14 protein-coding genes are annotated in these 15,505 nt (G+C 34.2%); 8 read left to right on the top strand and 6 right to left on the bottom strand.

Translation table 11 applies throughout. The features are described from left to right. Positions 1–37: 37 nt before the first annotated feature. Positions 38–310, bottom strand: a complete 273-nt coding sequence (locus tag NX902_RS16040; protein ID WP_254415417.1) for a DUF2624 family protein — start codon at positions 308–310, stop codon at positions 38–40. A 257-nt stretch (positions 311–567) separates the two neighbouring features. Here NX902_RS16040 and NX902_RS16035 point away from each other — a divergent pair, with 257 nt between their 5' ends. Further along, complete coding sequence (locus NX902_RS16035) at positions 568–981, top strand: Fur family transcriptional regulator (RefSeq protein ID WP_095333856.1); 414 nt, start codon at positions 568–570, stop codon at positions 979–981. 72 nt (positions 982–1,053) lie between these two features. Here NX902_RS16035 and NX902_RS16030 read toward each other — a convergent pair whose 3' ends face one another. After that, positions 1,054–1,632, bottom strand: a complete 579-nt coding sequence (locus NX902_RS16030; protein WP_095333858.1) for a hypothetical protein — start codon at positions 1,630–1,632, stop codon at positions 1,054–1,056. 158 nt (positions 1,633–1,790) lie between these two features. On the opposite strand from NX902_RS16030, the gene NX902_RS16025 reads away from it, so the two are divergent. Next, positions 1,791–2,183: a DUF4190 domain-containing protein gene (locus NX902_RS16025; RefSeq protein WP_095333860.1), complete on the top strand. Its 393-nt coding sequence runs from the start codon at positions 1,791–1,793 to the stop codon at positions 2,181–2,183. A gap of 56 nt (positions 2,184–2,239) precedes the next feature. Here NX902_RS16025 and ispG read toward each other — a convergent pair whose 3' ends face one another. Then, complete coding sequence (gene ispG / locus NX902_RS16020) at positions 2,240–3,358, bottom strand: flavodoxin-dependent (E)-4-hydroxy-3-methylbut-2-enyl-diphosphate synthase (RefSeq protein ID WP_171510336.1); 1,119 nt, start codon at positions 3,356–3,358, stop codon at positions 2,240–2,242. Positions 3,359–3,592: 234 nt separating this feature from the next. Beyond that, on the bottom strand, positions 3,593–3,913 hold the full coding sequence (locus NX902_RS16015; RefSeq protein ID WP_095333861.1) for a LysM peptidoglycan-binding domain-containing protein: 321 nt from the start codon (positions 3,911–3,913) through the stop codon (positions 3,593–3,595). Between the two features lie 180 nt (positions 3,914–4,093). Here NX902_RS16015 and NX902_RS16010 point away from each other — a divergent pair, with 180 nt between their 5' ends. After that, positions 4,094–5,806, top strand: a complete 1,713-nt coding sequence (locus NX902_RS16010; protein ID WP_341160844.1) for a methyl-accepting chemotaxis protein — start codon at positions 4,094–4,096, stop codon at positions 5,804–5,806. Positions 5,807–5,938: 132 nt separating this feature from the next. Here the strand turns inward: NX902_RS16010 and NX902_RS16005 are convergent, their stop codons facing one another. Beyond that, the gene (locus NX902_RS16005) at positions 5,939–6,718 is read right to left on the bottom strand and encodes a DUF1189 domain-containing protein (protein WP_123260849.1); all 780 of its coding nucleotides are present in this window, start codon (positions 6,716–6,718) and stop codon (positions 5,939–5,941) included. 147 nt (positions 6,719–6,865) lie between these two features. Between NX902_RS16005 and NX902_RS16000 the strand changes: the two genes are divergently transcribed. Further along, entirely contained in the window at positions 6,866–7,345 is a 480-nt protein-coding gene (locus NX902_RS16000; RefSeq protein WP_095333866.1) for a DUF456 domain-containing protein, read from the top strand. A 139-nt stretch (positions 7,346–7,484) separates the two neighbouring features. Here NX902_RS16000 and NX902_RS15995 read toward each other — a convergent pair whose 3' ends face one another. Then, the gene (locus NX902_RS15995; RefSeq protein ID WP_341160843.1) at positions 7,485–8,180 is read right to left on the bottom strand and encodes a Crp/Fnr family transcriptional regulator; all 696 of its coding nucleotides are present in this window, start codon (positions 8,178–8,180) and stop codon (positions 7,485–7,487) included. A 558-nt stretch (positions 8,181–8,738) separates the two neighbouring features. On the opposite strand from NX902_RS15995, the gene NX902_RS15990 reads away from it, so the two are divergent. The 4 genes from NX902_RS15990 to NX902_RS15975 all read left to right on the top strand — a co-directional run bounded on the left by NX902_RS15990 (position 8,739) and on the right by NX902_RS15975 (position 15,364). Further along, on the top strand, positions 8,739–9,347 hold the full coding sequence (locus NX902_RS15990) for a superoxide dismutase (RefSeq protein ID WP_095333868.1): 609 nt from the start codon (positions 8,739–8,741) through the stop codon (positions 9,345–9,347). A gap of 164 nt (positions 9,348–9,511) precedes the next feature. Beyond that, positions 9,512–10,729 carry an MFS transporter gene (locus tag NX902_RS15985; RefSeq protein WP_095333870.1) on the top strand — a complete coding sequence of 406 codons (1,218 nt, stop codon included), beginning with the start codon at positions 9,512–9,514 and terminating at the stop codon, positions 10,727–10,729. 150 nt (positions 10,730–10,879) lie between these two features. Next, entirely contained in the window at positions 10,880–13,000 is a 2,121-nt protein-coding gene (locus NX902_RS15980) for a peptidoglycan D,D-transpeptidase FtsI family protein (RefSeq protein ID WP_341160842.1), read from the top strand. Positions 13,001–13,264: 264 nt separating this feature from the next. Next, a complete protein-coding gene (locus NX902_RS15975) occupies positions 13,265–15,364 on the top strand; it encodes a peptidoglycan D,D-transpeptidase FtsI family protein (protein ID WP_095333873.1) in 2,100 nt (699 codons plus the stop codon). The last annotated feature ends 141 nt before the right edge of the window (positions 15,365–15,505 follow it).

The following is a 15,505-nucleotide window of genomic DNA, read 5'->3' as shown; positions in this document are numbered from 1 at the left end:
ACGCTCATTTGAGCGTTTTTTATTTCCGTTAAGTAGATTACTGTTCGGCAAATAAATTAAATAAATCATTTAGTTCTTTTGCTGTCGCAGGACTTGTTAATTTAGCTACCTCTCTAATTAATTGCGCACGTTCATTAGGCTTAAAAATATTCACTTTTCGGCCGTTAAGGTGATTAGCAAGCTTTACTGCTTCTTCATTTGTAATTTTAATTTTGAATTGCTTGCTGTATTTCAATAATTCAGTAGAGGTTATGTTGTTAATTTTATGATTGATTATGTTTTCAAAAATTTTCATGTCATCACTCCCCATTCTAACATATGAGGGGAATAACAAAAATGTGCTAACTTTTTTGATTTCTTTGGCAAACTTATCTGAATGAGATATCTTTACAACAATCAATCGTTCTTGTATACTGATTTTGAATCATTTATTGTGAATAAATCGTAATGATTACTATAGATTTATATTTATATATTGGGGAATTAAATATTTATCAATATTATGTTTTCTTTCCTCATTATTCCATGTAAGTATTTTATAAAAAGTGTAAGAAATGAGGTGGAGAAATGAATGTACAAACTGCACTTGATATTCTGAAGGAAAAAGGATATAAACATACCGATAAAAGAGAAGATATATTAGCACTATTTTCTAATGAGAATAAATATTTAACAGCTAAGGATGTTCTGGAATCGCTAAAGGATGATTATCCGGGTCTTAGTTTTGATACTATATATCGAAATTTATCGTTATTTGAAGAGTTGGAAATTTTTGAAATGACGGAATTAAACGGAGAGAAGCATTTTCGGTTTACTTGTTCGCACCAACACCACCATCATCATTTTATTTGTTTAGATTGTGGAAAAACAAAAGAAATTATTACTTGTCCAATGGAAGAGTTATCAGAAAGCTTGAAAGGATACGATGTATCTGGTCATAAATTTGAAATTTACGGGAAATGCCCAGAGTGTAGAAACTAAAAAACGAAGCATATCATAGATATCGCTTCGTTTTTTATAGGTTTTTAGTATCTTTGCAACGAAATGAAGGGGTTATTTCACAGAAGAATTAGCCCATTCATCTACCCATTTTTTTGCTTCACTCCAGGAGGTTACGCGTTTAACGCCGTTAGGAATTGGTTTTCTATTGTAAGGTGTGTCAAAAAGAATAACCGGTATCCCTAATTCTTCATGAAGCATCACTGCATTATCATGCTTATCTTCAAAGAAAATATCGACCTTATTTTTTTTGGCGGCCGCTATTTTATGATGGGAACCAATTAACTCGATATGGTTAAAACTGATACCTTGATTAAGAAACCATTCTTTTGTCAATTCAAGCATTCCTTCGCCTCTAGCACTAATAAAGATAAGTTCATGTTGTTCAGCCCATTCTTGGAGAACAACATTTGCACCCTCTGCAAGAGGAGAGGCTGTATAAATTCTTGCCTCGTTCTCGATAAACCATTTGTCGAATTCCTCATTAGATACATTTACAAGAGGGTAAAATTCGTACTGTACAACATCCTCTAGCGTAATATTTAATTGAAAGCTCTCATTTAAAAAAGGAATAAATGCAGCTGGGCTGGTTACTGTTCCATCAATATCGATTCCAAAACGCAATTTCTTCATTTTGTGCTCCTTTTCCACGTTGTTCTTTTCTAGCTTACCAAATTATAGGGATAAGGGAAAGAAGGAAGGAAGAAATCATGTAAAACTTTAACAGACATACGAATCAAAAACTTGGTGATGATAATAAATGCTCCTATGAAAGAAAGCGAGGGATTATCATGGCAGATCAAAATAGCAATGAAGGATATGGTCACGATTTTCAGGATAGAGAGCGAACTGAATCACCTGTTGATTATTTGGAAGAAACATCAGCAGAAATAACACCTCCAATGACTTATAATGCTACACCTCCGATGACTTCTACTGGTACACGCCCAGTCACTTCTGATGCGGAGGGAGACAGGGGAGTAGTAGGCGGTAAAGGGATTGGTATTACGGCGATAGTTATTTCTATCCTCTCTTTATTTGTAATGCCTATCATTTTAGGGATTGTTGGGATAGTATTAGGATTCGTCGCAAGAAGCAAAGGAGCAAGTTCACTAGGAACATGGGCTATTGCATTAGGTGCTATCTCCATTATCATTGGAATTTTTATTGCTCCATTCTTTTAACAAGAAAAGGCAATTAAAAAATCTAACCTCTTATTTGAGGTTAGATTTTCTTAAATTTATGGCTGGACACTGATAGTATCCATCTCTTTTTCTTCTGCAGCTTTTTTTGCAAAGTATTCCGCTGCAATTGCATCGATTTCTTTCTTTAATTCTTCGACCATCGTATCTTCTGGAACCTTGCGGACTATTTTGCCTTTACGGAAAAGTAGGCCTTCTCCACGAGCTCCAGCAATGCCGATATCGGCTTCTCTTGCTTCTCCTGGTCCATTTACTGCACAGCCTAGCACAGCTACTTTAATAGGTGCCTTTATAGTAGAGATATAATCCTCTACTTCGTTTGCAATACTGATAAGATCAATTTCAATACGGCCGCATGTTGGGCATGAAATTAATGTTGCAGCATTAGAGGAAAGTCCAAATGACTTTAACAGTTCTCTAGCGACTTTTACTTCCTCAACTGGATCAGCACTTAAGGAAATACGTAAAGTGTTACCGATGCCTTTGCTTAAAATAGCTCCTAACCCAGCCGCACTCTTTACAGTACCAGCAAATAACGTACCAGATTCTGTTATTCCTAAATGTAGTGGATAGTCAAAAGCCTTTGCAGCCTTTTCATATGCTTCTATTGCTAAATTAACATCAGAAGCTTTCATGGAAACAATGATATCATGAAAATCAAGGTCTTCTAATATTTTGATATGATGCAGGGCACTTTCAACCATGCCATCTGCTGTTGGATATCCGTACTTCTCCAAGATTTTCTTTTCTAACGATCCGGCATTAACCCCAATTCGAATAGGAATTCCTTTCGCTTTTGCCGCTTTTACAACAGCTTCCACTTTTTCTCTTTTCCCAATGTTGCCCGGATTAATTCGGATTTTATCTGCTCCGCCTTCAATTGCTTTTAAAGCTAAACGATAATCGAAATGGATATCCACTACTAGTGGTATATTTATTTGCTTTTTAATTTCACTGATAGCATTTGCCGCACGTTCATCTGGACATGCTACGCGCACGACTTGACAGCCAGCTTCTTCTAAGCGTTTAATTTGGGCTACAGTAGCTTCCACATCATGTGTTTTAGTTGTGGTCATACTTTGGATAAATAATTCATTACTTCCCCCAATAGTGATATTACCTACTTTTATTGGTCGGGTTTTTGTACGATGTATAATTTCACTCAATGGTGATTCGCTCCTTTTATATTGGACAAGCCAAAATAATTAGCTTTTTATTTAAATCTTGATATCCTTACCTATTGTATCAATGAAACATTGAAATTGACAAGAAACTTGCTAAAAAATGCTTAGCTTTTTACTGGGAGCACCTCAAGGATGGGGATAACTAACTTGTTGATTAAAACAAAAAACTTCCTCAAATTAGATTATTTTTGGAAGTTCTCTTTTATGCTATTTATAAATCGGAAAGAGATAGGTTTTGCCAATTTGAATATCTTCCGGTTTTAGTCCATTATTTAATTTTTGAAAGTCGTTCACTACTGTCTCAAGACTTACGGATAAACCGCCAGTCGAATATTGTTCAACAATTGAGAGAACGGTGTCACCAGATTTTACTTTTTGCTCAAAGGATGAGGCCGAATCTTGAGGTGTGCCCTGTGTTTCTATTGTCGGTTCTTGTTCTTTTCGGGAGGAGAGTGTGCCTTCGTTTAAATCAATATAAATGACATATATGGTAACTAGAACAACAAAGGTAATAAAAAACCTTTTCATCGTAAATCCCCCTAAACTGATTATAGGAAATTATATGCTTGTCCACTATCGATTAGACCAATGAAAATGCTAGGAAGGTGGATATAGGTAAAAAGTCATAAAAATTAACATTAAATTACTTTGCTTTTACATGTTCTTAACAAATATTTGTGAAAATGTTTGAGTAGGGGGGACAAGTAGATGAATAAAACCAAGGACAGGAAAAAAGAAAAGGAAAAGCTTTCTATTCAAAATCGGTTATTTCTGTTTATTTTACCGTTATTTATTATTACAATTTTAATCTTGACATTTATTTCTATTAACAGTTCTACTAAAATGATGATTAAGATGATGCATGAAAGATTAGAAAAAGAGGCAAATACTATTTACGTAATGGCGCAAAATACAATGTTAATGTATGTTGGCCAGGAAGAAAAGTTCCAAACAAAAATGGAACAAATAATTAGAGATCAAGATGCTAGTTTTGCTCAAGAAGGTTTAAATGCCTCTTTTTTTGTACTCACAGAAAAGGAGGTTAAGCCTTTTAAAGTAAGTCAAACGTCTGATTTTACGTGGGAGAATTCCTTCATTCAGAAGATACATGATTTAGAGTCAGGAGTATTGGAAACGAAATGGAATGGAAAAACATATACCGTTGCTTTTCAGCAAATCCAAGAATTGAAGGGGATATATTTATTAGTTGTACCGCAAGAAGAATATTTGCATAATGTAAAGCAATTAAAAAATAGTCTACTACTGTTTTCGGCATTGAGTATTATTATTATAGCAATGGTTATTCGTTTTTTTGTCAAAACGATGGTAAGTCCCTTATTGAAATTACGGGAAATCATGAGGATTGCCAGAAATGGTCATTTAAATGAGGTAACATCCATTAAAACCTCAATACCAGAAATAAATTCGCTTATAAACAGTTACAATTTATTGATTAAGCGGTTAAAGCTTGTCCTATCTGAGATGCAAGCAATAAGCGCTCATTTATCCAAAACAAATGATATATTACATACTGAAGCTGTGCAGATGATTGGAAGTGGAAAAAGCCTCACGGAAATGATAAATACGGTGAAAAATGGAGCTGAGCAAACAGCTATTAGTTCCGAACATAATATTAGTGTTTTTCAAGAAATGAAGGCATTAAGCGAGCAAATTGAAAAAAGCAGCCAGAAAATAAAGGATCATACGGAAGCAATGAATCTCGCTGCTATTCATGGTGAAGAAAATATGAATAATTTGTTTGCCAGCCAACATATGCTACAAGACAAAGTGAAAGTGATATATAGCAATAATGATCTTTTAAATAACCATGCATTATCGATTAAAAAGGTGGTAGAAGATATTAAAGGTTTGGCTGAACAAACTAAGCTTTTAGCTTTGAATGCCACATTAGAAGCGACTCGAGCAGGCAGCCAAGGAAAGGGATTTGCTGTAGTAGCAAATGAAGTGAAAAAACTAGCTGTTTTATCATCTAAATCCGCTGAGGATATTAAATCCTTCACACTCGATATGGATCTAATTATTCAAAAGTCATCATCTGATTTAGAAGATATTCAAATGAACTTTACGAAAAGTGAGGGTTTAGTTCAAAAAGCAACAGTTTCCATTAATCAGTTATTGCAAGGAATTTCTCTTGTCAATACGGGACTAAAGGAAAATCATTATTTATTAAATGAACTTCAAGCCTTTTTTCCTAAAATGGAACATAGTACACTCCATGTTACATCGATTAGTCAACAAACACTTGCTAGTTCTGATGAAATGAAAAGAATAGGAGACATACAGCAAGAGAGTATTCAGGTAAATGCAGAGATAAGTGCAAGATTAACAACGTTAGTAGCAGCCTTAGAAGAGAATATTAAGATGGAAGAACAAACAGCTCCTAAGGATGGGAGCGAATAAATTAAATGATCAGACGACTAATCCCGTTCGTAGCTTAAGAGAGACAATATCCTTTATAAATAAAAAAGCCAAACAATTGCACAAAGCGTTCGTGATTGTTTGGCTTTTTTTCTAAAATACCTAGCCTATTTTTTAAGGTTGTAGTGGCTTTTCTGTTTGTATTTCTTTAATAGCTAAGCAGACAAGGAATAAACTAATAAACCAATTTAATAAGTATCCATTAGGAACAACTGTCTGTAAACAATCCATAATAGCAAAGAAAATTACTGGAATAGTGATACTGTAGACAGTGATTTTCCAGCACTGTGCATAAGTCAATCCTTTGCCGAATATTCTCGCGAAAAAGCTTCCAAACATAGCAAGCACAAGAGTTTGTAAGACTTTATAGAGAAGCATGAACAGAATGTAAATAACAACTAATATAATGATAAACACATAGGATAATGAATCCATTCCTTGGATAAAGTCAATGAGCTCCTCACTTGTCATGGTAAAGTTACCGAATGAGGAATAGGCAAATGTTTGAGCTTGTCCAGAAGTTACTATTACGAATTCATTCTTTAAAAGGGCTACTGTATTGCCGTAGGAACTAACCTTCGCGTGATCATAAGTTCCTGAGGAATCAACAATGATTGTTAAATCCGGTTTTTCAATAATAGTAGGTTCTTCATTATTATCTGTATGTAGGATATTATCACTTATTGTAAAAGAAGGTACTTCGTCCTCCATGGTTACACTAAACGTATGTATTGCTTCATTTATTCCCTTATTTAAATAATATAGATTAGGTAGTGAGGCAATAATCGTCAAAAGCAACAAATAAATAATGGTTTTTCCGATACCTTGAAAACGGAAGCTTGCTATATCTTTTGGAGAATAGAGGCTTCGATAAAACTGCTTAAAAATATTCATTCTTACACATCCTTCAAAAGTTTCATCCCTATTGTATCTTTTTACAACCGATAGATACAAGTCCGAGCATTTGATTTGCAGAAAAAAGTGTGGTAAACAAGATGAATGGGTAACATAATAGATAAATAAGAAGAAAAGAGGATCGTTATGGATATTATTTATTGGACAATTATCAGTATATTATTCATTATTGCGTTTATTGGACTGATTTATCCAATCATTCCAAGCGTGATCTTTATATTAGCCGGTTATCTTTTATATGGTCTGTTCTTTTCATTCGAAGAACTTAGTATCCTTTTTTGGATTATCCAAGGTATGTTTGTAATCTTATTATTCTTTGCCGATTCCGTATCCAATTGGATTGGAGTAAAGAAATTTGGAGGGTCAAAGGCTGGTATCTGGGGAAGTACAATAGGGTTACTTATAGGTCCTTTTGTTATTCCTGTAGTAGGAATTCTTCTTGGCCCATTTATTGGGGCGGTCCTAGCTGAACTCGTGGTTAGTAAGACAAATTGGAAGAATGCCCTGAAAATAGGAGTAGGTTCATTAATAGGCTTCCTAAGCAGTGTAGTAACAAAAGGAATTATCCAAGCAATCATGATTATTTATTTCCTCTTTAAAATATAAAAAAGCTTATAAGATGAAACTTACAAACCTCTTTCTAAAAAAATGAATAAAAAACCCGAACGATTATTCGAAAGCATTGGCATCTTCAGATACTTGTTCGGGTAACTATTTGTTTGAAGTAATGGTATATCAGCTTCTTTTAATTAAGTCCACAAATATCGACCGGACAGTTTTGACAATCAACTGCTCTTTTTAAATAGGCAAGGTTTTTCACGGTGATTTTTTGGTTGCTATAGTCTATTACTTCCCTTTCTCTTAAATCTTTTAATATTCGTTGAATCACTTCTCGTGTTCCAAAAGTTAAGTTTGCTAATTCTTGATGAGTGATAGGGATATTAATCAAAATTCCTTCATTATTTTTTATTCCAAAGGAATGACATAATCGGATTAAAATACTGTAAAGTCCCCCTTTTTTTCCATTCATAATAAGATCTTGGCATTTCATATGTGCTTTTAGATAGCCTGTACTTAACCAACTTGTAATAGAAGTTAATAAGACTGGATCTTTTAATGCTAATTGTTCAAATTCTGTTCGATCTATAGCAAGGACATCACAATCAGTCAGACTTTTCGCAAAAAAATAGTATTTAGGAGAATGTTTAAATAATTGATATTCTACTAACAACTCCTCATCATGAAGGATTTTAATGACGAATTCTTTTCCTTTTTCGTGTACTCTTCCAAGCGAAATGGTTCCATTTAATAATATATATATCTTTTGGACAGGGTCTTTTTCTTGGAAAAGTAAAGTCCCTTTTTTTATATGCTCTATTTTTTCAATCTCAAAAAAATGTTGTATAAGTAAACTATATAATGATAGCTGCACTTCATTCATAGGAAAGCACTCCTCTAAAAAGCCTCTTTCCTTGATTAAAAAACATTGTGAAATATTTGTCAATCTGAAAATGGGATATATTGGAATAGGAGTAAGTGTAATAATATTTAGGAATATCAGGAATGTTGATGCATAGGGCGAAAATGGAAAAATGACAATTTAACGAACTTATTCAAGGAGAAGTTTTAGATATAATTAGTATATTTATAAATAGGTAATTCTTTGGGGTGATGTTAATCACAAGAGAATATAAGCATTATTACTTAAGAATTCCAAGAGAGAAAGTTAAAAATTTAAAGCAATAAAATGATTTTCTACTTGCTGAACGCGAAAGGAAAAAGGCAATTGGCATTAGGTGTTTAAGCTCATTTATTCAGATGTTTTAAAATAATAACAAATGGGTACTTTAAAGAGGGAATCTTTTCAAGCAAATTGATTGAAAGTAAGCACTTTATTTGATAATGTATTGTTAAAGGCCTTCTCATATAATAATTGTCGGAATAGGGCAAACTATTAGAGGGAAGAACATAATACATAAAATATTAGGAGGAATTAGACATGGCTTATTCATTACCACAATTACCTTACGCTTATGATGCATTAGAACCACACATTGATAAAGAAACGATGAACATTCACCATACGAAACATCACAATACTTATGTGACAAATTTAAACAATGCATTAGAAGGAAATGATGAATTACTTTCTAAAACAGTGGAAGAGCTTGTATCTAATCTTGATGCAGTTCCAGAATCTGCTCGCACTGCAGTTCGTAACAATGGTGGCGGTCATGCAAACCATTCATTATTCTGGGAAGTAATTTCTCCAAATGGTGGCGGTCAACCAACTGGTGATTTAGCTGCTGCTATTGACAGCAAGTTTGGAAGCTTTGAAAACTTTAAAGAAGAATTTTCAAAAGCTGCTACAACTCGTTTTGGCTCTGGTTGGGCTTGGCTAGTTGTGAACAACGGTGAATTAGAAGTTACTAGCACACCAAATCAAGATAATCCATTAATGGAAGGTAAAACACCTGTTTTAGGATTAGATGTTTGGGAGCATGCATACTACTTAAATTATCAAAACCGTCGTCCTGAATACATTAATGCATTTTTCAATGTTATTAACTGGGATGAAGTAGCTAAACGTTTTGCTGCTGCAAAATAAGAAATAGAAATGTAAAAACCTGTAAGCATAAATTGCTTACAGGTTTTTTTGTCCCATTTTATTTATCATAATTTGGTCTTATTTTCATAATTGTTAGTTTTTATATATAATGCATAACGAAATTTGTTTTGTTAGAAACTACTCTAGAACAAAGGGGAGTTTCTATGATGAAAATAGGAAAATTAATAGGTGATGTAGAGCTAACAAAAGACTTGAAAATTTTGTTGCTTACAGGGGGGCTGTACTCACTTAGTGTAGCACTTTCTAATACTTTCGTTAACGTGTTTTTATGGAAACAATCAGGTGAATTTAGAGATTTAGGCTTGTATAATCTTGCGATAATCTTGTTGCAGCTATTTACCTTTACACTTGCTGGCAGATGGGCGAAGAAAATTGATCGAGTTATTGTATTTCGAATTGGAGTAGCTTTCCTTACCATCTTCTATTTAACAGTATTATTAATAGGAGATAAAGCATCAACGTTTCTGTTAGTACTGGGAGCCATTCTTGGAATTGGCAACGGATTTTATTGGTTAGCTTATAATGTCTTAACTTTTGAAGTGACAGAACCAGATACGAGAGATTTCTTTAATGGTTTTTTAGGATTGTTAAATTCTGTTGCTGGAATGATTGGACCAATGATTGCAGGATATATTATCTCCCAGCTCACGAAGTCAACAGGGTATATGATTGTTTTTGGAATGTCTCTTGGGCTTTTTCTTCTCGCAGTTGTTTCAAGTTTCTTTCTAAAAAGACGGCCAGCAGAAGGTAAATATTTTTTTAAAAGAATTGTCAAAGAGAGAAAACATAATTATAACTGGAAATTGATTACGAATGCCCATTTTTTCCAAGGTTTACGAGAAGGTGTCTTTGCATTTATAATAACTGTCTTTGTTTATATAGCAACAGATAGTGAATTGGCTTTAGGAAAATTTGGGTTGATCAATTCAGGAATTTCCTTTATTGCCTATTATGTTGTTTCAAGGACAGTCAAAAATAAGAATCGTAATAAGTCCATTTTAATTGGCGGAATAATGTTATTCTTATCGATGTTTATTATTGTTTTTGACTTTTCTTATACGAAATTATTGATTTATGCAGGTATAATAGCTATTGCTTACCCACTGATTTTAGTACCTTACACCAGCTTGACTTTTGATGTTATCGGAAAAGGCTGGAAAGCAGGAGAAATGAGAATAGAATATATAGTAGTGAGAGAATTATTTCTCAATTTGGGAAGACTTTTATCGGTTATTCTTTTTATCATTGGCGTCAGTGTATTCAATCCAAATAAAGTAATCCCAATACTGTTATTTATACTTGGGAGCGGACATTCTCTGATCTATTTCTTTGCTCGAAAGATTAGATGGAAAACGGCATAAAGCAAAAAAAGGATTTGTCATATTTACAGATCCTTTTTTTGCTTTATCAATAAGTTGAGAAAAGAGTATTCAGTTAAATATAAAATAATCATATAGTAATCTTTGTAAATTTCCTTTAAAATAGAAAATAGGAAAGTTTTGGAGGAAAAGGTGGGATCGATCGTGGGGGAAAAAAAGAAAAAAAAGAGAAATCCAATACCTTTAAGGGTAAATATTATCTTCTTTGCGGTATTTTTATTGTTTTCAGCACTTATTTTAAGATTAGGATTTGTCCAAATTGTTTATGGAGATGAATATAAAAAGCAAGTCGAGAAAAAAGAGGACATTACTATCAGCACATCTGTTCCAAGAGGAGAAATTTATGATCGAACGGGAAAAAGCATTGTAAGTAATGTCGGAAAAAATGCGATTACCTATACGAATTGGAAAAAATATAAACCGAATGAAATGCGGGATACCGCTGAAGAATTAGCAAAAATTATTAAGATGGACAGTGAAAAAGATCTAAAAAAAATATCAGAAAGAGATAAAAAGGATTACTGGATTCTCATTCATCCGAAAGAAGCAAAGAAGAAAATATCCAAAAAAGAAAATGAGAAACTACAACAACAACATAAGGATGACAATAAAGAATACCAAAAAGCATATGATGAGCTTTTACGTGAGCGAATAACAGAAGCGGATTTAAACACACTTACAGATCTAGATATGGAAACATTAGCTATTTATCGCGAATTTCAAAGCGGATATTACTATACACCACATATTGTTAAAAATGAAGGTGTTACTGATAAGGAAATCGCTATAATCAGTGAAAATTTGGACAAACTGCCAGGTGTCGATACAGTTCGAGACTGGGACAGAAAATATGATTTTGGTTCGACATTAAAAACCGTATTAGGGAATGTCAGTACTTCACAAAGAGGCGTTCCTGCAGAAGAAAAAGACAGTTATATCGCTAAAGGTTATAGCATGAACGACAGAGTCGGACTAAGCTATTTAGAAAAGCAATATGAGGATCTTTTAAAAGGACAAAAGAAAAAGGTTAAATTTATCAAAGATAAAAAAGATGAAATTGTTAATTCAGAAGTGATTGCCAACGGAGCTGCCGGAAATGACTTAGTATTGACAATTAATATGAAATTACAGCTAGAAGTAGAGAAAATTATTGAAGAAGAGCTGAAAAAGACGAAATATGGCTATGCTGGCACCCAATATTTAGATAGAGCATTTGTTGTATTAATAGATCCCCATACGGGCGAAGTATTAACGATGGCCGGAAAGCAGTTAGGCAAAGATGATAAAACAGGCAAGCAAGTTGTGCAGGATTTTGCATTAGGAAATATTACAACTTCTTATAATGTTGGCTCCGTTGTTAAAGGTGCAATGGTATTAACTGGATATAAAGAAGGAGTTATTTCTCCAGGTTCTTATATACAAGATGCTACTATGCAAATAAAAGGGTCAAATCCTTTTAAATCTTGGAAACAAATGGGCATGATTAGTGATTTGAAAGCATTGCAGGACTCATCTAACGTCTATATGGCTAAAACAGCTATCATGATTGGAAAAGGACATTATGCATATATGCAGCCATTAAATATTGACGTGGAAGCATATCCTAAAATAAGGAATTCTTTTTCAGAATTTGGTTTAGGGGTTAGGACTGGAATTGATTTACCAAATGAAATGGCTGGGTTCAGAGGAGCAGTGGATCCCAATCAGCCAGCGAATCTAATGTTCTTGTCGATTGGACAATATGATACTTATACAAACATGCAATTAGCACAATATGTTTCAACAATTGCTAATGGAGGATATCGTATTCAGCCACACATAGTGAAAGAAATACGCGAGACTTCTAAGGAAGAAGGAAAGTTAGGACCGATAGTTCAAGAAATTCAACCGAAAGTATTAAATAAGTTGGATTTGAAGCCTGGGTGGATGGAACAAATTCATAGAGGATTTCGTCTTGTAATGACAAGTGGTACAGGAGCCAAAGCTTTCGCGGGTTCTTCTTATAGTCCAGCGGGAAAAACTGGTACGGCTGAGGCATTTTATGATGGACCATTAAGAAAAAATAAAGATGGAGAACCACCACAAGTAATGAATGTCAGCTTAATCACCTATGCGCCTTCCGAAAACCCAGAGGTTGCCATGGCTGTCATGGTTCCTTGGGTATACACAACCAGTGAAGGGCCATCGCCAAACTTAACTATCGGAAAGCGTGTTATGGACAAATATTTTGAATTAAAGAAAGAAAAAGAATAGTTTAAGAGATTCATAAATAAAAAACATTATCTATGGGTATAGTCGTTACTGCCTTTTAGATAGTGTTTTTGGTTTTTTTTGGATAAAAGAAACGTGGATATATAGAGGTATTTACTCTCATATTAATGAATAACAGAGTAAGTTATAGCATGGTTTGATACAGTCAATAATCCTAGCATATTATTCCAATTAGTTATTAATAGAATAATCTACGATTTTCTATTACAATAGAAAAAGAATATCGAAGGAAAGTGTGATTAAACGTTGGGAAAAAAGAAAAAGAAAAAAACGATACCTGTACGTCTTAATATTATTTTCTTTTTTGTCTTTTTATTATTCTCCGCATTGATTCTGCGTCTAGGCTTTGTGCAGATTGTTTATGGTGAGGATTATAAAAGAGAATTAGAGAAAACAGAAGATGTTACAGTAAATACCTCTGTGCCACGTGGCAAAATGTATGATGCAACAGGAAAAGTGATAGTAGATAATGTAGCAGAAAAAGCAATTACTTATACGAATTCTGGTGCGAAACAAGAAGATATGCTCAAAACCGCTGAATTACTATCAAAATATATTATGAAAGATACGAAAAAGGTGACGGAGCGCGAGAAAAAAGACTATTGGATTATAAAAAATAAAAAAGAAGCGGAAAAGAAAGTCACTGAAAAGGAAAAAAAAGCTTTAGCTGAGAAGTATCCAGATCAAGAGGAATATAATAAGCAAGTGTATCAATTGCAGCTTGATCGGATTACCGAAGAGGATATAAAAACACTTACTAATCATGATTTAGAAGTGTTAGCTATCTATCGTGAGTTTATAAGTGGATACAAACTAACACCGCAAATGGTCAAAAATAAAGAGGTAAGCGACAAAGAATTTGCTGTAGTTAGTGAAAATTTAGAAGCCTTACCTGGTGTAGGTACCACAACAGACTGGGAGAGATCCTATTCGTTTGGAGATACGCTAAAATCTGTTTTAGGGAATGTAAGCTCCGCCGAAAGAGGACTGCCGGCAGAGAAATTAGATTATTATGTTTCTAGAGGATATAGCAGAAATGATCGGGTCGGTACCAGTTACTTAGAACTTCAATATGAGGATGTTCTAAAAGGGCAAAAAGAGAAAATTCGCAATAAAACAGACAAAAAAGGTAATATAGTCAGTACCGACGTCATTACAGAAGGAAAACGCGGTAATGATCTGGTTCTATCAATCGACATGGAACTTCAATTAAAAATAGAAAAAATCATTGAGGAAGAATTAAAAAAAGCAAAAACATTTGCGGGAACTAAATTACTTGATCGAGCCTATGTTGTGTTAATGAATCCAAATACAGGGGATGTCCTGTCAATGGCAGGGAAACGACTAGTGAGAAATGATAAAACAGGTAAAATGGAAGTTCAAGATGACGCGCTTGGTAATATTACAACCACTTACAACGTAGGTTCTGTTGTCAAAGGTGCAACTGTCTTAACTGGTTATAAAACAGGAGCCATTTCTCCTGGCACCGTATGGAATGATACTCCTGTGAAAATTGGAAATACTACCAAAAAATCGTGGACAACTATGGGGCCAATCAGCGATCTTACCGCTTTACAACGCTCATCCAATGTTTATATGTTTAGAACGGTGATGAAGATGGCTGGTGCTAACTATGTTTACGGTAAACCACTATCTGTTTCATTAGCTGACTTTTCGTTAGTGAGAAATGAATTTGCCCAATATGGACTTGGAATCCGTACTGGTATTGATTTGCCGAATGAGCAAGTTGGCTTTAAAGGACAAGATACATTACCAGGTTTCTTACTGGATTTATCCATTGGACAATATGATACGTATTCGAATATGCAGCTTGCACAATATGTTTCAACCATTGCTAATGGCGGGAACAGAATGGAACCGCATATTGTAAAAGAGATTCGCGAACCAGTGGCAGATGACAGTACACTTGGACCAGTAGTAGAAACAGTTAAACCCAAAGTATTAAATAAGGTTGATGTTAAACCTGAATGGATCAAACGAGTGCAGCAAGGATTTAAAATGGTGGCACAAACTCCAAAAGGTACTGCTTATTCTAATCTAGGTGGGAAGGATTATTCACCTGCGGCAAAAACAGGGACAGCAGAGGCATTTTACGATGGACCTTCTCGCAGTGAGTATGGAAAAGAACCGCCGCAAGTTATGAATCTAAGCTTAATCAGCTACGCACCTTCCGATAACCCAGAAGTAGCAATGGCTGTAATGGTTCCATGGGCATACCAAGGAAGTGTAGATAATGGTTCCAATAAGAAAATCGGGGAACGTGTATTGGATGCGTACTTTGATTTGAAAAAAGAAAGACAAAAAGAAGAGAAAAAAGACAAATAATAGGATCAAAAAGGACAAAACTACCATTTACTAGTTTTGTCCTTTTTTTATAAAAAAAACAAGGAATACCCCAATTAACAAAAATAGGGCGAAAACCCTCTAAATTTACAATGTGTTTACATTGATTTACAAATAGTTAAA

Origin of the sequence: Niallia sp. FSL W8-0954 (assembly GCF_038005605.1) — a bacterium.
GTDB classification, from domain to species: Bacteria; Bacillota; Bacilli; order Bacillales; family Cytobacillaceae; genus Niallia; species Niallia circulans_A.
This window is presented reverse-complemented; position numbering and strand designations above follow the sequence as displayed.

Bases quoted from the DNA above. Each gene is read 5' to 3' on its own strand.
- NX902_RS16040 (WP_254415417.1), bottom strand. From the start codon at position 310: ATGGGGAGTGATGACATGAAAATTTTTGAAAACATAATCAATCATAAA.
- NX902_RS16035 (WP_095333856.1), top strand. From the start codon at position 568: ATGAATGTACAAACTGCACTTGATATTCTGAAGGAAAAAGGATATAAA.
- NX902_RS16030 (WP_095333858.1), bottom strand. From the start codon at position 1,632: ATGAAGAAATTGCGTTTTGGAATCGATATTGATGGAACAGTAACCAGC.
- NX902_RS16025 (WP_095333860.1), top strand. From the start codon at position 1,791: ATGGCAGATCAAAATAGCAATGAAGGATATGGTCACGATTTTCAGGAT.
- NX902_RS16015 (WP_095333861.1), bottom strand. From the start codon at position 3,913: ATGAAAAGGTTTTTTATTACCTTTGTTGTTCTAGTTACCATATATGTC.
- NX902_RS16010 (WP_341160844.1), top strand. From the start codon at position 4,094: ATGAATAAAACCAAGGACAGGAAAAAAGAAAAGGAAAAGCTTTCTATT.
- NX902_RS16005 (WP_123260849.1), bottom strand. From the start codon at position 6,718: ATGAATATTTTTAAGCAGTTTTATCGAAGCCTCTATTCTCCAAAAGAT.
- NX902_RS16000 (WP_095333866.1), top strand. From the start codon at position 6,866: ATGGATATTATTTATTGGACAATTATCAGTATATTATTCATTATTGCG.
- NX902_RS15995 (WP_341160843.1), bottom strand. From the start codon at position 8,180: ATGAATGAAGTGCAGCTATCATTATATAGTTTACTTATACAACATTTT.
- NX902_RS15990 (WP_095333868.1), top strand. From the start codon at position 8,739: ATGGCTTATTCATTACCACAATTACCTTACGCTTATGATGCATTAGAA.
- NX902_RS15985 (WP_095333870.1), top strand. From the start codon at position 9,512: ATGATGAAAATAGGAAAATTAATAGGTGATGTAGAGCTAACAAAAGAC.